The 15,476-nt window shown below is 45.5% G+C and carries 22 protein-coding genes and 1 pseudogene; 13 read left to right on the top strand and 10 right to left on the bottom strand.

The annotated features are described in order from the left end of the window. Positions 1-11: 11 nt before the first annotated feature. Both ACTTK7_RS10425 and ACTTK7_RS10430 read left to right on the top strand, forming a co-directional pair. Positions 12-524, top strand: a complete 513-nt coding sequence (locus ACTTK7_RS10425; RefSeq protein ID WP_462867991.1) for a hypothetical protein — start codon at positions 12-14, stop codon at positions 522-524. Positions 525-646: 122 nt separating this feature from the next. After that, a complete protein-coding gene (locus tag ACTTK7_RS10430) occupies positions 647-856 on the top strand; it encodes a DUF3923 family protein (protein ID WP_462868053.1) in 210 nt (69 codons plus the stop codon). 10 nt (positions 857-866) lie between these two features. Here the strand turns inward: ACTTK7_RS10430 and ACTTK7_RS10435 are convergent, their stop codons facing one another. The 3 genes from ACTTK7_RS10435 to ACTTK7_RS10445 form a co-directional block, all read right to left on the bottom strand. Continuing rightward, on the bottom strand, positions 867-1,337 hold the full coding sequence (locus ACTTK7_RS10435; RefSeq protein ID WP_462867993.1) for an RNase adapter RapZ: 471 nt from the start codon (positions 1,335-1,337) through the stop codon (positions 867-869). Positions 1,338-1,425: 88 nt separating this feature from the next. Next, a complete protein-coding gene (locus ACTTK7_RS10440) occupies positions 1,426-1,878 on the bottom strand; it encodes a hypothetical protein (protein WP_462867995.1) in 453 nt (150 codons plus the stop codon). Further along, positions 1,879-2,202: a class I SAM-dependent methyltransferase gene (locus tag ACTTK7_RS10445; RefSeq protein ID WP_462867996.1), complete on the bottom strand. Its 324-nt coding sequence runs from the start codon at positions 2,200-2,202 to the stop codon at positions 1,879-1,881. A gap of 271 nt (positions 2,203-2,473) precedes the next feature. On the opposite strand from ACTTK7_RS10445, the gene ACTTK7_RS10450 reads away from it, so the two are divergent. The 3 genes from ACTTK7_RS10450 to ACTTK7_RS10460 all read left to right on the top strand — a co-directional run bounded on the left by ACTTK7_RS10450 (position 2,474) and on the right by ACTTK7_RS10460 (position 4,488). Continuing rightward, positions 2,474-3,373, top strand: coding sequence for a peptidoglycan DD-metalloendopeptidase family protein (locus ACTTK7_RS10450; RefSeq protein WP_462867998.1), 900 nt, complete (start codon positions 2,474-2,476; stop codon positions 3,371-3,373). A gap of 203 nt (positions 3,374-3,576) precedes the next feature. Continuing rightward, positions 3,577-4,155 carry a hypothetical protein gene (locus ACTTK7_RS10455; RefSeq protein WP_462868000.1) on the top strand — a complete coding sequence of 193 codons (579 nt, stop codon included), beginning with the start codon at positions 3,577-3,579 and terminating at the stop codon, positions 4,153-4,155. Positions 4,156-4,236: 81 nt separating this feature from the next. After that, positions 4,237-4,488: a GNAT family N-acetyltransferase gene (locus ACTTK7_RS10460; protein WP_462868002.1), complete on the top strand. Its 252-nt coding sequence runs from the start codon at positions 4,237-4,239 to the stop codon at positions 4,486-4,488. 27 nt (positions 4,489-4,515) lie between these two features. Here the strand turns inward: ACTTK7_RS10460 and ACTTK7_RS10465 are convergent, their stop codons facing one another. Further along, on the bottom strand, positions 4,516-5,016 hold the full coding sequence (locus ACTTK7_RS10465) for an NUDIX hydrolase (RefSeq protein WP_462868004.1): 501 nt from the start codon (positions 5,014-5,016) through the stop codon (positions 4,516-4,518). A 49-nt stretch (positions 5,017-5,065) separates the two neighbouring features. Further along, the gene (locus tag ACTTK7_RS10470; RefSeq protein WP_462868006.1) at positions 5,066-5,629 is read right to left on the bottom strand and encodes a hypothetical protein; all 564 of its coding nucleotides are present in this window, start codon (positions 5,627-5,629) and stop codon (positions 5,066-5,068) included. Between the two features lie 329 nt (positions 5,630-5,958). On the opposite strand from ACTTK7_RS10470, the gene ACTTK7_RS10475 reads away from it, so the two are divergent. Beyond that, positions 5,959-6,096, top strand: coding sequence for a hypothetical protein (locus tag ACTTK7_RS10475; protein WP_462868008.1), 138 nt, complete (start codon positions 5,959-5,961; stop codon positions 6,094-6,096). Between the two features lie 113 nt (positions 6,097-6,209). Here ACTTK7_RS10475 and ACTTK7_RS10480 read toward each other — a convergent pair whose 3' ends face one another. The 4 genes and pseudogenes from ACTTK7_RS10480 to ACTTK7_RS10495 all read right to left on the bottom strand — a co-directional run bounded on the left by ACTTK7_RS10480 (position 6,210) and on the right by ACTTK7_RS10495 (position 9,792). After that, positions 6,210-6,767 (bottom strand): NADPH-dependent FMN reductase, encoded by a 558-nt coding sequence (locus tag ACTTK7_RS10480; protein ID WP_462868010.1) that lies wholly within the window; start codon positions 6,765-6,767, stop codon positions 6,210-6,212. Between the two features lie 12 nt (positions 6,768-6,779). Beyond that, positions 6,780-7,838, bottom strand: a complete 1,059-nt coding sequence (locus ACTTK7_RS10485; RefSeq protein WP_462868012.1) for an LLM class flavin-dependent oxidoreductase — start codon at positions 7,836-7,838, stop codon at positions 6,780-6,782. Positions 7,839-8,174: 336 nt separating this feature from the next. Next, positions 8,175-8,938, bottom strand: a pseudogene (locus tag ACTTK7_RS10490) (glucose 1-dehydrogenase). A 266-nt stretch (positions 8,939-9,204) separates the two neighbouring features. Next, a complete protein-coding gene (locus ACTTK7_RS10495; RefSeq protein WP_462868013.1) occupies positions 9,205-9,792 on the bottom strand; it encodes a TetR/AcrR family transcriptional regulator in 588 nt (195 codons plus the stop codon). A 290-nt stretch (positions 9,793-10,082) separates the two neighbouring features. Between ACTTK7_RS10495 and ACTTK7_RS10500 the strand changes: the two genes are divergently transcribed. From ACTTK7_RS10500 to ACTTK7_RS10530, 7 genes are all read left to right on the top strand, one after another. After that, positions 10,083-10,937 (top strand): GvpL/GvpF family gas vesicle protein, encoded by an 855-nt coding sequence (locus tag ACTTK7_RS10500; RefSeq protein ID WP_462868015.1) that lies wholly within the window; start codon positions 10,083-10,085, stop codon positions 10,935-10,937. Continuing rightward, positions 10,924-11,157: a gas vesicle protein gene (locus ACTTK7_RS10505; RefSeq protein ID WP_298789188.1), complete on the top strand. Its 234-nt coding sequence runs from the start codon at positions 10,924-10,926 to the stop codon at positions 11,155-11,157. The genes ACTTK7_RS10500 and ACTTK7_RS10505 overlap by 14 nt, the downstream gene beginning before the upstream one ends. Positions 11,158-11,171: 14 nt before the next feature. Then, entirely contained in the window at positions 11,172-11,474 is a 303-nt protein-coding gene (locus ACTTK7_RS10510; RefSeq protein WP_462868018.1) for a gas vesicle protein K, read from the top strand. A 25-nt stretch (positions 11,475-11,499) separates the two neighbouring features. After that, complete coding sequence (locus ACTTK7_RS10515; protein WP_298789186.1) at positions 11,500-11,868, top strand: gas vesicle protein; 369 nt, start codon at positions 11,500-11,502, stop codon at positions 11,866-11,868. Beyond that, entirely contained in the window at positions 11,868-12,128 is a 261-nt protein-coding gene (locus ACTTK7_RS10520) for a hypothetical protein (protein WP_462868020.1), read from the top strand. Before ACTTK7_RS10515 ends, ACTTK7_RS10520 begins: the two co-directional genes overlap by 1 nt. Positions 12,129-12,647: 519 nt before the next feature. Further along, the gene (locus ACTTK7_RS10525) at positions 12,648-13,100 is read left to right on the top strand and encodes a universal stress protein (protein WP_462868021.1); all 453 of its coding nucleotides are present in this window, start codon (positions 12,648-12,650) and stop codon (positions 13,098-13,100) included. Between the two features lie 363 nt (positions 13,101-13,463). Then, complete coding sequence (locus ACTTK7_RS10530) at positions 13,464-14,513, top strand: homocysteine S-methyltransferase family protein (RefSeq protein WP_462868023.1); 1,050 nt, start codon at positions 13,464-13,466, stop codon at positions 14,511-14,513. Positions 14,514-14,599: 86 nt separating this feature from the next. Here the strand turns inward: ACTTK7_RS10530 and ACTTK7_RS10535 are convergent, their stop codons facing one another. After that, complete coding sequence (locus ACTTK7_RS10535) at positions 14,600-15,415, bottom strand: hypothetical protein (RefSeq protein ID WP_462868025.1); 816 nt, start codon at positions 15,413-15,415, stop codon at positions 14,600-14,602. Positions 15,416-15,476 lie beyond the last annotated feature (61 nt).

Here is a 15,476-nt window from a genome sequence, read left to right on the forward strand (position 1 = left end):
TCAGGAGCACCATGGGTGTTTTATGGGACAGAGTTGGCAGAGTGAAAGCAGGTGAACTTTTTTATAACATGTTTCTATTCGACTATGTTATTGCCGGCATTACACTTGTGCCATTTGTGCTTATCCTGTACTTGTTTGGCGTAGTCCCGCTAAATGATACGATGCGCTTGCTTTTACCTGCTGCTTTCATCGTTTCACTGCTGGTTTTTATTTTTGAATTTAACGGCAGCTTCAAACGGCCTATAGACAGAAAAAATGCCGATAAATGGTATCACAAAAAGATAATGCAAGACATACAATATATTAAAAAACAGGAGGATGGCGGGTCCTCAATGAAATGGACAATGAAGGATACAGGTTTATTTATTATATACATGATCGTCGGCTGTGGATATGTATGGTTATTTAATCTCTTTTCAAGCCATCACTATTCATACTTTCCGTTGCTGGCGATAGGGGTATTATACGTGTACTTTACAAAGCTGCTTACACACCTGGAGGAGAAAAAGAAAAAGCGTACATAAAAAGACTTATTTTTGCTTTATTATGGTAAAGAATATGGCTTTATTTATACGTCAAATTCGTACATGGAAGAACGTCTGATATAGAAGGTGATACTATTAAATGGTCGTGGATAGGCTGGTCGATCGTAAATGTGTTTTGGCTGCTTTTATTCATTCCAAGCTCGGTATTCGTGTGGACAAGGGAGGTGGACGGGGCAGGAGCCGTTCAAACACCAGAAATAAAGCTTCTTTCATTTTTGGTAGTATTACTGGTGTTTGCGATACCCTTCCTGCTTCAACTGGCATGGATGATTATAAATATAGTTGTGTATAAAAGAAAAAGAGCTCGCTAAAACAACCTCTTTATCGAATTAATAAAAGTTTTAAACGCTTACACACCTTACCAACGTTTAAATTTGTTGTATCGATGGTGATATCTGCAGCTTCCTTCAACAAAGGGAGGATTCGGTAGTAATTATCTATTATCTCATTTTGTTCCTCTGCTGTTTTTCCATAATGATTTGTAGTTCTAGTGTCTATTCTTTTCAGTAATTCGTTACGTTCTACCGTTAATAGTACGACTAGGTCTACGTGTTTATAAATTTGATATTGGTTAGAGTACACACCTGCAATAAACAAATCAGATTTAGCGTTTTCTTCCAATAGAGATACTATTTTATCATTATCCAGAACCGTTTCCTCTGTATCACCGCTGCTAATATTTTTAATATAACTATCATCTGCATCAACAACGTTATAGCCTTGATGCTTTAGTTTTTCCAGACTGGATGATTTACCGGCTCCGGGCAATCCGGTCACAAATACAATAGTCATTAGTGAAGGCTCCTTTTTTGTTTACTGTCAATCATTTGATTGGTGGTAAACATTTAGAAGTATTGCGGTTAATTTTAAAAATAAGCCATCATTCAATCTTATGAGCGACGATGCGGATTCGTTGGTAGTCGGCGTACCAGCCCTCGTTGGTCTTAAGTTCAGAAGCGAGCTCATGATTGATGGCTGTGTAAAGCTGCTGGCGTTCTTCCTCTGTAAATTCGGGGAAGAAACTGCCGGCGAACTGATCCAACCAGTGATTTAATCCCTGATCTCCTTTTCCCAGGAATGTAGGACGCGGGAAATGATGGGCGTAGCTTACGTAAAAGCCTTGTTGCTCTAAGAGATTTGTATACTCCCCGATACTCGGAAAATACCACGGGATCCGCGGATGAATATCTATCTGGTAGCGTTCGGCCATCACAGTGGAAAGGCCCTGAATGATGACAGCTACATTTCCCCGGCCGCCAAACTCGGCTGTCAGACGTCCGCCGGTTTTTAATACGCGGTAAACGGAAGCCAGTACACGTTCGGGCCGCTTCATTCAGTGAAAAGCAGCATTGGAAAATACAGCGTCGTAATGGTCAGCGGAAAAGGCGGATAAATCTTCAGCATCAGCAATATAAAAAAACTGGTCCGGGTATTTGCTTTTGGCCCGGCTGATCATCCCGGAAGAAGAATCAATCCCGGTTACATAGGCACCCGCCCGTGCAATATCCTGCATCAGATCCCCGGTGCCGCAGCCTATATCCAAAATTTTCTCTTTCGGCTTCGGCTGCAGTAATTCAATGACGTTCTGACCGAACCGGGAGACAAAGGCGGCCTGCTGATCGTAGTGTTTGGCGTTCCAAATATGGGTACATGGCATAAAATGGCTCCTTTTAGTTACAAACTGAATGTTTAAATTACTTTCTGTTAGCTATTCATAAGCCAAAACAAGCTGTGATCAATAGTTTTTGTAAATTTATTCCTTTTTAATTCTACTCCTGGCAATTCAAAAGATAAATAGTTCTTTTCACCAGAAGGCTGTAGGGATGCGTGTTTCTTTTATGAAATTATGAAGCGGTGATTTAGCAAAAATTCGGATACAGCGCTAGTATTATAAATCATTAGCCAGCCCGCGAAAGGAGGGCGCGTAAATGCTATTTAGTATTATACAGCTTGCCTTACTTCAATTAGTGTTGCCCCTTATCTTTATCTGGACACTGTGGAAGGGGAGGTTTCAAACGAAAACAGAATGGGCCGTTCAATCACTGTGCACTATCATGCTGGTAGTTTGGACAGTGCTATCTGGACGGTGGGATATGTTCAGCTATTATCTGCGCTTGCTGTTGCCGGTATTGTTAATATTGGCTGTATATCGTTCGTATCGAAAAAATGCCAGCTTGCCATGGTGGACGACGGTGGAAAGAAAACAGAAATGGTCGCTTGGAATATACGCACTGCTCATTGTTGTTTTCACCTGGTACAATGTGTCGATTATTTCAGGGTATACGACCGAGGGGGAGGAGGTAGAGCTCACCTTTCCCCTGAAAAATGGCACACACTACATAGCTCACGGCGGAAGCCAGGAACAGATTAATTATCATCAGGCGGTGCGGGAACAGCAGTATGCTTTGGATATTCTGCAGTTAAATGCTTTTGGTACAAGAGCTTCGGGTCTGTACCCTAAACAGTTGGACCGCTATGCAATCTACGGAGAAAAATTACACAGCCCGTGCAACGGAGAGGTATTGGAAGCTGGAAGGGGACAGGCTGATCAAAAACCGCCTCAGTCTGACCCGGAAAATCCTAACGGAAATCATACCCGCCTTGCCTGTGAAAACACCGAAGCTGTCGTTTTCCTTTCGCACATGCGTGAAGGAAGCGTAGAGGTGAAGGAGGGAGAGAAGGTAGAGGAGGGCCAGGTGCTTGGCCGCGTAGGCAATTCAGGGAATACGACGGAACCGCACTTGCACATTCATGCGGAAAAAAACGGGGAGGGAGTTCCTATAACGTTTCAGGGCCGCTTTTTAGTCAGAAACAGTCTTTTCTGGTAAGAAACAACTACGGATGATTTTCTCAATGAAACTTATTTAGCATTAACTGTGGGAAACACGGGCCGCTTACAGCAATAAAAGGTCATTGCTCGATAATTTAACAAAACGGACTGGAAGAAGTATATTACATGAATTAACCGATAAGAAACTAGCAAAATTGGTCCAATATATTGAGAAAGCTTTGCCAGAAAATACGGACATCATTGAAAAAGACAGATGGACGATTTGGAAAGCAACAAAATAAAACCAGTAAAACAGGGGTTATTATGATGCAGGGTAGAAAGAATATTTTTATAATGTTTATTGGTACTTTGGCTCTCCTGGCTGGATGCCAAAGCGATGATAAAAGCAGCACCGCGACCAATGAAAGTCCAAATATTGCTGAAGCCGAACTATCCTATATTCAGGACGGAAAAGAGCTTGAAGCCAGTTTTATCGCTGAATGTCTTCCCGAAAATGATTGCACCAAAGAAAACTCTTTTCTAGCACAAGACAGTTTAAACATTGCCGAAACCACTGAAGATATTGAAGCCGTAAAAGCCGAGCCCGGTGAACCCATTCAAATTGAGGTTAATGGTGAAGAACCGGAACAAATCAGCTACAACATGCATTACAAGAGAGAAGAAACAGGTAGTACCTCTGTCGATTCTGGCATAGTTAACCAAAAGCAGTTCACTTTAGGCGGAAATGGTCAAAAGCGAATCCTTATTGACGCAGTATGGGAAGACGAGCAGGGAAGTTTCATTGGAGCGAAAAGACAGGCACTGGTGGTGAACCTTTAATATCCATAAAAAATAGCAATACGTGCAGGTGCACTGGTTGAACGTGCAATAATACTTTTATTTACTGAAAGGAAGTTGGTTATGGATACCTATCAAACGCCGGACGGGATTACCGTCCGTCCGTATTATCAGTCCAGAGGTCTGGGAAGCTTTCTTTTAGCGATCGTTGAACAAGTAGCACGAGAGCAGGGAGTTGCTGAATTGGCTCTGGATACGTCTGAAGGAGCTGCTCACTTGCTGGCCTTTTATAAGCAGCGCGGGTATCGGTTCATTGAATATGCTGACTGGGATGTCACCAACTACCAGAGCGTCGTGCTAAGCAAAACGTTATAGTGAACAGAAGGAAACATCTCAGAGAAGCTAGCCTTCGAGGAAGAGGTAGCCATGGAGATGCGCCTGAAGCAGTGCAAAGCTTAATTCTCCGTCAGAAAACGTATTGTTTCTGACTTTATGGATGCATTCGGTAATAGGAAGAGAATATACCTGAATATTTTCGTGATCTTCGAGCTGCTGTTCCTGCCGATCGTGCATATCATCGGTAAAGAAAACATGGGTGCGGTCGTTACTGCGCCTGGAGGCCGGAAGCATCGTTCCTAGATAATTTAAGTTTCCACACATGTATCCTGTTTCTTCAGCCAGCTCTCTCCGGTCGGCTTGCACGAGCGTTTCCCCCGGTTCCACACCGCCGCCTGGCAGCTGAACAACCACAGCATCGACCGCCGGACGGTATTGCCTGATAAGAAGAAAAGCATCTTCTTTTTTGGCCAGAACTACGACCCCCTCCGGTTCGTCCAGCGAAATATACTTTCTGCCGCGCTGATCCGAAATGACGTGCTCGCCCTGTTCCTGCTTCTCATGCATGATAACTGCATCCGTTTATTAGTTAGTGGTGATGTATTTGTTGCTGGTGCTACATGTCCCGAAGCTTGTCCGCTAATTTGTGCTCCGAAAAACGGATGCGGGTGATCCGGTGGTTGTCGTTCATCCACGCATGCCCCTGAATGTTTTCGATGCCCTGGTGATCGTTACTCTGATAGGCGACCTGAATGTGAAAATCGTAGATCCGGTCGGCGGTCTCCTTTTGGGTAACGCGAAGATCTTTGACACTCATCTCCATCTGGTTCTCCTCCGCAAGCATGTGATAGTGGGCGGCGTGCACATGTACAAATTCTTCATAGGCCTCCGCTGTAAAATATTCTCTGTACTGCTCCTGGTAATACGCGTCGAGTTCGGAATTACCTTCGGCGTTATCCGTGTCGTTTTCTGTATCCCCAATTACCGTAGCTTTTTCGGTATCATACAGCAGCTGTACTAACGTTTCATCCGGAACGCTGAATTGGTTCGTTAATACGTGTTCTACATTTGATCGGTCCTGCTGAACGGCGGCATTTTCAGTGTCGGCGCAGCCTGCTAAAAAAATGAGAAGAACAGCTATCATAGTCACAAAGAAAGATCTTTGCAGCAACAGCGGCATTCTGTTCACTCCTTTTCAAAGAGAAAAAACCATCCCCTCTTTCTCCATTTATTGTAAGAAAGTATCATAGCGGAAAAGTAAATTCAATCACTGAAAATATAAAGCTTAGATGCTGCTAGCGAATTATGCAGGCATTTGAAGGATTGTTATCCGGGAGTCGGCGGAATTATTGATGAACTAAAGGAGTGTTAGATGAATCGAGTAATTGTCAGTGAAATTGCAGGCACCGTAGCACTTACCGCCATTGTGAATTACTTTTAGCTTCTGCACTGACTCCTGTGGCGGTAAATGTCGGGATCGCTTTAGGATCGGCGGCAGGAGGGCTGGTTGTGGCAGCGGGAAGTATCGCGCTTTTACCGTGGACCGGCGGGCTATCCGCCCTGATAGCCGCGGGACTTGCTTCATTAAGCTACGTTCTGGATAAAAAAGAGACGCGCACCATGGCAGCACGTGTGCCATCTGAATAAAACGATCAGAAAAATCTGGTGTCGTTACATCAGTTAAAATTGCAGCCGGGGCTGTCCTGTTTTTGGGACAGCCCCGGCTGCGTTTTATAATCTGCCGCTTTTCTCATTACAATTTAAAAGTCATATTGGCTTTCCCGTATTTGTTCAAAGGTCTGCGAGAGAACAACCGTATCCTCTACTAAGCGGTCCAGACGGTCGAGCACATCGGTATTAATAATTTCTTTCTGGTGAAAATCTTTTTCTTCCATAAATACATACGTCTGCACGATTTGGGCTTTCATATAGGACAAAATCGGCTTAAGCTGTAGATCTGCAACTAAATAATGCTTGGGCGACCCGGCGGTGACGAGCATACTTACTGTTTTGTCACGAAATGCATCAACCGGCAGCAGGTCGAACACGTTCTTTAAAGCTCCTGGAATCGACGCCTGAAAGATGGGCATCCCGATAATAACAGCGTCTGCTGCCATCAACTGCTGGGTCACATAGCCGGTGTCTCCTTCGTAGTCGAGGTAATGCCGGCCGTCGCTGAACTGCATGTCGTATTCCGCCAGGTCAATCAGCTCTGTTTCAATATCAGGATATCTTTCATTGACTCTTTTTATCGCTTCGTTCATGGCCGTTCTTGTTTTGGAACCAACCTGTGAGCCGGACAGTCCAATTAGTTTCATTTGTTAGTCTCCTTATTTTTGTGCCGTGTATTTTTTAACCGCCGGCAGAATGGTGTCTCCGATCAGTTCGATATTTTTTCTTATTTTATCCATCGGCATCCCGCCGAAATCAATCTGGGCAATGTAGCGCTGATGCCCGAATACTTCATGCTGGTGCAGTATTTTTTCGATAATTTCCTGGGGGCTGCCCGTGTTCATAATATTATGCGGCTCCGCCCCCTGGGCAAACAACTGCTTCGGGAAGCCTCCGCCGTTGGTGCGCTTCATGCCTTCATTAATATGGGGATAAAGGTCCCTAAGCGCTTGCTGGGTCGTCTCGGCTGCGTAAAAGAAGCCAGCTGTGGCGACCGGAAGCTCCGCCGGGTCATGACCGCCGGCACGGGCTGCCTCCCTGTACGCGTCAACGGTTTGTTTAAAGCGGTCCGATGATCCGCCCAAATGAGCCATAAACATAGGAACCCCGGCATAACCCGCTTTCATCGCGCTGGCCGGCGTTCCGCCGACGGCACGCCAGATGGGAAGCGACCCTTCCGAAGGGCGGGGGAGGACCTTGGCGTTCTTTAACGACGCACGGAACTCTCCCTGCCAATTTATATTTTCCTGTGCATTAATCTGCCGGAGCAGATCAAATTTTTCCTCATACAGGGCCTCATAATCACGGACATCATAACCCAGCAGGTCAAATAATCCAACCCGGGAGGCGCGTCCTGCCACAAGCTCGGTGCGTCCTTTGGAAATCAAGTCAATGGTGGCGAAATTCTCGTATACCCGGACAGGATCGGAGGTGCTGATGATTGTGGAAGAGCTGCCGATTTTTATTCGATTTGTTGCCTGGGCAATAGCTGAAAGAACAACCGCGTGGGCCTGGGTGGCGAAATATTCCTGATGGCTTTCCCCGACGCTGAAGAAATCCAGTCCTGCCTGTTCAGCAAGCGTGGCGTATTCGATTAATTCGTGAATTCGGTCCTGGGCTGATATTCTCTCGCCCGTATGCGGATCGGGCAGGTGATCTCCCAGGGTATAGATACCAAATTCCAATCCATTCTCGGGATGAATGCGATATTGTTTCATAACGTAAAGGCCACCTTTTTTTATTTTGTCTAATGCTATTATAATTAATACCCAACACATTAGTAAGTACGTACATCAAAGTGGCATAGTATAAAAAAGGGTACCAGGGAGAAATAATTTTCTTGTTCTATAGATCAAAGTCATAAAACAGCCGTCCAGGCGATGTAAGAAATCGTCAAAGACGGCTGTTCATCATGCGGACCATATTGGTACGCTTTTTATATTCTTGTTTACGCTGAAATGACTAAGAGAGGGAAGTGCAATTGTTTTGTTATTCTCAACTACTTATAATACCTCTCTCATTCACGGAAGATAATGATCCAGGCGTTTCAAGCTCTAATTGGAGGCGGTAACCCCGCCATCAATGACAAATTCGGACCCGGTCGAATAACTGGAGTCGTCGGATGCTAAATAAAGAAGCAGCTTGGAGACTTCTTCGGATTGGCCTTTTCGCTTCATAGGGATGGTCGCCAATAATTGTTCAACTAACTTTTCTGTGCCTTCTACTTCTATCATGGGTGTTTGAATAACTGCTGGGTGCACGGAATTGACGCGGATACCATATTCCGCAAATTCCAGGGCGGCGCTTTTGGTTATACCCCGGACTGCAAATTTGGAAGAGTCGTAAGCGGCATTGCCGGCAGATCCCCTCAGACCGTTAATCGAAGATATATTAATGATGGAGCCGTTACCAGTTTTTTTCATTTCATAGAGGGGAGGGCGGTTTTCATTCCCAGGAAAATAGAAACCTGGTTAATATCCACGACTTTTCGATACTCTTCTTCTGAAAGGTCTTCAAATTTTTTCGTGACGACGACCCCTGCGTTGTTGACAAGAATATCCACAGGACCAAAGACTGCCTCTGTTTCCTCGATGACTTTTTTCCATTCATCCGCCTTCGTAACATCATGCTTAATAAAACGGACACGTTCCCCGAGTTCCGTTGCCAGTGCTTCGCCTTCTTCTGACAGGATATCCGAAAACACCACGTTTGCGCCTTCTTCAACGAACGTTCGTACATGTGAGGCTCCCTGGCCACGGGCTCCTCCCGTAATCACAGCTACTTTCCCATCAAGTTTTACCCATCTGGGACCCCTCATTTCTTCATAATTTGTGATTATGAACCTATGGACTATATATCCATTAAAACCATCGATTAATCTTTAGATTAGAACGATTTCACATAAAAAACCGTTCTATAGTTAGGTGCTCGGGCAGGCCAAAAGACCTGTAATTAAGGCATGGGAGGCTGCACCAATTATGAAACGAATATTTTTTCCAAAAGGGATAACCCGGAGAAAAATTTTTTAGAGAAAACATAATTCGGCTGCTGCTTGATATCGTCTTTATTTTCATAAGAGGTTCGTTAATATTTAATGGAAAGGACGACGCGTCTCATCAGCTGTTCGGTTTTTTCTTCGAGGGAATAGCCTTCGTCGGTGATACACCAATCCAGCATGACGCCCTGCATGATAATAAACAGGTATTCCGTCATTTCTTCTTCGCTCATGGAGGAAGTAAAGACGTTGTCGGCCTGGCCGGTTTTAATGATTTTCTGCAGGGCTTCACTCATATACAAGTCCTTATAATACGGAACAGGGCCTTCTTTAAACAAGGAATATTTAATAATATTTAACCCTAAATCCGAAACGCTGCGGGCCAGTTGAAGAAAGAAGGTAATGAGAAGATCTTCCCCTGACTGTGGGTAATCTCCGGGATTAAAGTCACGAAAAAGCTCTTCATCCAGTTTTTTAAACATGCTTAAATAAATATCTTCTTTCGAATGAAAATAATAATAAAAAGATCCGACGGACACTTCGGCTTTTTTACTGATTTCTTCTATCGTAACGTCATCAAAGCTTTTATGTTGAATAAGTGCTAAAGCGGCGTTATAAATATTCTGTTTTGTCTGTATCGCCTGCTTTTTTCTTTTTGTTAATTTGGCATTTTCCATTAAAAACGAACTCCTATTTTCATGATACGGGCTGAAAAAGATGTGTTTCCAGTGTATCGGCTGCAAAGGGGATTAGCAACTTTTTATGGAAAGAAAGAGCCTTAAAAAGCCCGGAAGCATTCATTTTGACTGAATGAAATTCAATGAATACATTTCAGTTAAATGGGGAAACAGGTTAGTACAGGCAGACGTTCTTTGCCTTTGAATGAAAAGGAAGAGGCAGAAACAAATGAATTCTGGACGTGAGCTCTCATTGTGGGAAAAATCTTCAAAGCAAGGAGTGACGAATATTGGAAACGAATGCAGGAGCTCCGGCTCTAGTATATGTTTACGCTTTTGTACCTACAGCAGAATACCAGGAAGCACCGATGGAACCAGTAGAGGGGATGGAGCCGGATAACAGCATTGATTTTTTCGTGCAGGAAGAGATTACAGCGGTTATCTGCCAGGTGCCTGAATCGGAATTTTCTGAGGAACAACTCCAAAAAAATGTGGAAAATATGAAGTGGCTGCAGAATAAAGCCTTTCATCACCATACCATCATGAATCAGTTGCATGATCGTTACACGACCATTCCTTTAACATTCGGGACCATCTTTGAACAGAGGTCGAGTCTCGCAGCGATGATGGAAGATTATAAGGAATCCATCATATCGAAATTTTCCACTCTGGCCGGTAAAGAAGAGTGGAACGTTAAAGTGTATGCTGATCAGCAATTGTTCATCGAGGCTGTCGTGCAGGACAGTGAAGAGATACGGGAAAAAGAAGCAGAAATCGAAGCGTTACCGGCCGGGAGGCGTTTTTTTGAAAAGAAGAAAATGAACCAATTTGTCGAAGGAAAAGCGGACGATCACATTGAACAGCACTGCACCTCATTTCATGAAGAATTAAAAGCAAAAAGTGAAGGAACCGAGATAAAGAAAAATTGGGAACGAAAAGTGACAGACCGGGAGAAGGATATGGCCTGGAACGCCGTCTATTTAATTGAATCCAAAGACCGCGAAGCATTTATCCAGTTTATTGAAGACCGTCAGGGACAGGAAGAAGCAGCCGGTACCGGACTGGATTTGGAATGTACTGGCCCGTGGCCATCCTTTCATTTTTCCGGACTGACAAGCAGGAGTGAAGCCAATGCCCAGGGATAGTCTTCAAAACCGGGAAGTGTCCCTGCTGGACGTTTTAGACGCCGTCCTGGAAAAGGGGGTCGTGCTGCAGGGGGATTTAACGATATCGATTGCAGGTATTGATTTGGTTTATGTTGATCTACGGGTGTTGATTGCCTCGGTCGAAACGCTCCGCCAGGCTGAAACGAAAACACAAAAGGAATTTGTTTCTCATTCGCCGGAATCTTCTCCCGTTGAATAAAGGAGGCTGAAACGATGGATAAAAACCCTCAAGTAACAGAAGCCCAGCAGCCCACCGGGCGTATTTCACTGGACCCGGAAAAAGCTGAAGAAGGATTGACCCAGCTGGTCATGACCGTGGTCGAACTTCTGCGTGAGCTCGTGGAGCGCCAGGCCATGCGCCGGGTCGAAGGCGGCGATTTGACCGAGGAACAGATTGAACAGCTGGGAGAAGCCCTCATGCAGCTTGAAGACAAAATGGAAGAAATGAAAGAAATATTTAACCTGACCGATGACGATTTAAATATTGACCTTGGACCACTCGGTAACTTAATTTAAAGCCCGACAAAGGAGGAGAGGACTAATGAGTGAACAACCCGTGCGCCGCTCGGCTGAACCGGCCAACGTAGATAATTTGGCCGGCGGCCTCGTAGAAATACTGGAAACGGTACTGGATAAAGGCGTCGTGATTGCCGGAGATATAAAAGTAAATATTGCAGATGTGGAGCTCTTGACCATCAAGATTCGCCTCGTCGTCGCTTCGGTCGACAAGGCCAAGGAAATGGGCATCGACTGGTGGGAAACGGACCCGCATTATTCTTCCAACGCAAAAAGGCTTGAAGATGAAAATCAGCGCCTGCTCGAACGTGTGGAACAGCTCGAATCCAGCGAAAAGCCGCAAGAAAAGGAACGGGCAGAAGAAACAGATAAAACCGAAGAGAGGGAACGCTAATGATTTTCCGCGATTTATCGAGAGATATTGGGCGATTAGTAAAGGATATGCAGCAGCAGGAAACATCCGGGGTTCGCCGGGTCGAGGAAAAAACAGTCGGAACACAGGAGGAAAGTCCTGCGATCCGTACAGAATATAACATGAAAATGCGTACGCTCCCGTCAAAAGAAGAATTGAATGAATATCAAAACGACATCCGCAAAAGAAACGGCGCGGGGAACGAACTAGTGGAAGCCAGGAAACAAAACGATCAAGAGTAAAAGGGGGCGCCATGGCTTCCGGGTCGCTGAAAAAGAGTGTGCTTTGGGCAAGAAGCCTGAAGCACACTCTTTTTAAGTTCTATGTCTGACATGGGAGCGGCCATTTACATTGACGATACCAAAACGCCTTTGGCTGCAAAGGGCTGCACCGCTTGAGAATCAATCGTAAAGATATTCAGGGTTGCAGGCTAAAAGCGGTGACTCCACAGGATTTTCGGAAGCAGTTGAAGGCGTTATTTTTTTCTTACAATTTTCCCTATGGCCATCTCTCCAAAAATATTCCTCCTTTGTAAATGTACGAAGTATTTTTGTAAACATTATGTCAGCAAAGTGAAAAAAAATCCGGTTATTATGGGGCGGCTGTTTCCCGATTAAGAAGGTTACAGAGATAGGAAAGGAGGGAATGGTTGAATACCATCTTTACTGCAGTTAATGATTCAGCAGGAAGGACGCCTTCTTCATTAGTGGACAGAGGGTAAGAAAAACCATGATTATTTTGGAGAGTAAGGAGGAAAAAATATGAGCCATTATCAACGGATTTTAGTAGGAATTGATGCTGTCGAGATCCCCACCTACACTGTGTTCGACGAGGCAAAGAAAATGGCGGCCGAGCACGGGGCCACATTAATTATAGCTTTTGTTTTCGATCAAAAGAGGTACGCCACGCTGCAGCGCATGGACCCCAAGGGGATTGAACGGTTGCGGACGAAAGCCGCCCTGTATCTTGAAGCTTGTCAGGAGGCTGCGTGGGCTCACGGAATTGAGAACGTGGAAACGGTTATGGATTCCGGGGCTCCGAAGAAACGATTAGCGATCGATTTAGCCAACCGCTACCAGGCAGATGCCATCATTATAGGCGAAAGCGGTGGCACGCGTCTCGAACGGCTGATGTTTGGCCACACGTCTAAAGCTATCCGCCGAAAAGCGAACTGCGATGTGCATGTGGTGCGGGATAATAAACAGACTACCTGAGCCATCATGATTAAGGAAAGCCGCGATCGGACCAAGGCATTCTTCTGCTCGGACTCAAAGGATGATCTTGCTTCCCTAATAAAATGCGCTCTTAAAAATTAACAATTTTTGTAAGCGCATTTTTTCTGAAAAGCTTAGATGAAAAGCTTAGAAGGGAAAAGGAAAATCATAAATTTATCAGAAATTATAAAACTTTCGAACATCCGGTTGACATGAAAAATGCAGCCTGCGTATATTAGATACAACTCTTTGGAAGATACGGAAGCAGTTCTCGTATTAATGACTGAAAATACAAAAAAAGCGGTTGCCAGAGGGAGAGCAGTTAGGAATATTTAATTAGGTAGAGAAAAGGGTGGAGATTGAATGAAGCGAAGCTTACAGGAGCGTCTAGAGGCAGGAACTGTTATCGCAGGAGAAGGATATTTATTTGAATTGGAGCGTCGGGGCTATTTACAGGCAGGCACGTTTGTGCCGGAGGTGGCGCTGGAAAATCCCGAGGCCTTAAAGCAGACGTACCGGGACTATATGCGCGCCGGTTCGGTTGTAATACTGGCGTTTACATATAACGCCCACCGCGAAAAAATGCGGATTATTGGAAAAGAAGATCTGCTCGAGCCGTTGAACCGGCAGGCGATACGGCTCGCAAAGGAAGTCGCCCAGGAGCATCCGGAGGAAGAGGCGCTTGTTGCAGGCAATATTTCCAATACAAATATTTTCAATCCGGACGATGAGGATTCCAAAACTGCAGTCCGCCGGATGTTTGCTGAAATGATTGGCTGGTGCAGCGAGGAAGGCGTCGACTACATTAAAGGTGAAACCTTTTATTACCACGAAGAAGCGCTGATTGCCCTCGAGGAAATTCAAAAGCAGGGACTGCCGGCTGTTGTTACCCTGGGATTAATGGGCGAAAATGTTCTACGGGACGGCTATACGGTCGAAGAGTCCTGCCGTATTTTATCCGGGAGCGGGGCGCTTGTGGTCGGCATGAACTGCTTCCGCGGCCCGAACACGATGCAGCCGTACATGGAAAAAATCCGGGCATCGGTTGATGGATATGTGGCGGCTCTTCCTGTACCTTACCGGACGACAGAAAGCCATCCCACCTTTTTTAATTTGCCTGATTCCGGCTGCAGCTGTCATACTCCTCTGGAAACAACATTTCCTACCGCACTGGAGCCGCTTTACCACAATCGGTATGAACTGGCGGAGTGGGCGAAGGAAGCGACAGACGGCGGCGTGAATTACATTGGCTTGTGCTGCGGAGCCTCTCCGGCTATGCTGCGGTCAGTAGCTGAAGCCGCCGGCCTTCAGACCTTAAGCTCAGAGTACTCCCCGAACATGGAAAAGCACTTCCTGTTCGGCCAGGATGAAACCCTTCAGGACCATAATACAAGCTACCGGACGAAAGCATAGTTAATCAAGAAGCTCTCCCGCAGTATACTGCCGGAGAGCTTCTTGTGTTTAAGGGGGAGGCATTTAAATAAATGATAAGAACCCTTTTATTCCATGGAATTTGCTATCTGCAGGCTTTCCACTGGCGGCAGGCTGGTCCGGACCGCATAAACGGTTTTTCCTTCCTGCCAGCGGATATCCACAGTAACATCCTCACTGGACGGAGCGTAATAAATATCAACGACTCCCTGGTCAGCAGAAGCGGGGAGAGGGTGACGCTTAAGATATTCTGCTATCTGGCGGATCACAGCTGTCTGATCGAGGTTTGTCGATGATGACGAAGACAGGCTCACCAGCCACTGATTCTGCTGCCCGCTGTAACGATACTGGTCTGCACTATTTTTCATGTGTCCGGATAAGCCTTGCCGGAACGGTTCTACCCCTGGTCCGGATGGGTTAACGGTTTTCCCTTCCTGAAAAGCTTCGATTTCACTGACGGCTTCCTGCACATCCATGTACTGGGCAGCAGTAACGTGCGCTAAAGGCTCTCCAGTACTGGTCTGATACTGGATGCTGTAGGTGGCTGAATTGTTGGAAGCCACCGATCCCTGGGTCTGATTGGGCTGCTGGCCTGGAAATTGTGAAGGCAGCTTGATCCACTTATCGTTCATCAGAAGCTCCTGCCGTATTTTTTCAACGTCCTGTTCGGAGGGTGTACGAGAAGACATATTTTCCCTTTGAGGCTTCGGCTGGGGGGAACGCTCTTCTTCTACATCCTTCTTAGGCAGATCATCTTCATCCTCAATGGAAGCTCCTTGCGCGTTATTCGAGGCCTGGGGAGTTTCTTTTTCGCTCGTACAGCCAAAAAGTAGAGTTGCAAGCAGAGTTCCTGACAGAAAATATATCAATCGCGGTTTTTTCAAAGTGGTCCCTTCTTTCTAAATGGGAGTAACCAGAGACTGGGTTGAAATTTTTTCCATAAAT

This window comes from Marinococcus tarijensis (genome assembly GCF_054971385.1).

Coding starts and splice junctions, on each gene's coding strand:
- ACTTK7_RS10425 (WP_462867991.1), top strand. CDS start 12: ATGGGTGTTTTATGGGACAGAGTTGGCAGAGTGAAAGCAGGTGAACTT.
- ACTTK7_RS10435 (WP_462867993.1), bottom strand. CDS start 1,337: ATGACTATTGTATTTGTGACCGGATTGCCCGGAGCCGGTAAATCATCC.
- ACTTK7_RS10440 (WP_462867995.1), bottom strand. CDS start 1,878: ATGAAGCGGCCCGAACGTGTACTGGCTTCCGTTTACCGCGTATTAAAA.
- ACTTK7_RS10445 (WP_462867996.1), bottom strand. CDS start 2,202: ATGCCATGTACCCATATTTGGAACGCCAAACACTACGATCAGCAGGCC.
- ACTTK7_RS10450 (WP_462867998.1), top strand. CDS start 2,474: ATGCTATTTAGTATTATACAGCTTGCCTTACTTCAATTAGTGTTGCCC.
- ACTTK7_RS10460 (WP_462868002.1), top strand. CDS start 4,237: ATGGATACCTATCAAACGCCGGACGGGATTACCGTCCGTCCGTATTAT.
- ACTTK7_RS10465 (WP_462868004.1), bottom strand. CDS start 5,016: ATGCATGAGAAGCAGGAACAGGGCGAGCACGTCATTTCGGATCAGCGC.
- ACTTK7_RS10470 (WP_462868006.1), bottom strand. CDS start 5,629: ATGCCGCTGTTGCTGCAAAGATCTTTCTTTGTGACTATGATAGCTGTT.
- ACTTK7_RS10480 (WP_462868010.1), bottom strand. CDS start 6,767: ATGAAACTAATTGGACTGTCCGGCTCACAGGTTGGTTCCAAAACAAGA.
- ACTTK7_RS10485 (WP_462868012.1), bottom strand. CDS start 7,838: ATGAAACAATATCGCATTCATCCCGAGAATGGATTGGAATTTGGTATC.
- ACTTK7_RS10495 (WP_462868013.1), bottom strand. CDS start 9,792: ATGGAAAATGCCAAATTAACAAAAAGAAAAAAGCAGGCGATACAGACA.
- ACTTK7_RS10505 (WP_298789188.1), top strand. CDS start 10,924: ATGCCCAGGGATAGTCTTCAAAACCGGGAAGTGTCCCTGCTGGACGTT.
- ACTTK7_RS10510 (WP_462868018.1), top strand. CDS start 11,172: ATGGATAAAAACCCTCAAGTAACAGAAGCCCAGCAGCCCACCGGGCGT.
- ACTTK7_RS10515 (WP_298789186.1), top strand. CDS start 11,500: ATGAGTGAACAACCCGTGCGCCGCTCGGCTGAACCGGCCAACGTAGAT.
- ACTTK7_RS10520 (WP_462868020.1), top strand. CDS start 11,868: ATGATTTTCCGCGATTTATCGAGAGATATTGGGCGATTAGTAAAGGAT.
- ACTTK7_RS10525 (WP_462868021.1), top strand. CDS start 12,648: ATGAGCCATTATCAACGGATTTTAGTAGGAATTGATGCTGTCGAGATC.
- ACTTK7_RS10530 (WP_462868023.1), top strand. CDS start 13,464: ATGAAGCGAAGCTTACAGGAGCGTCTAGAGGCAGGAACTGTTATCGCA.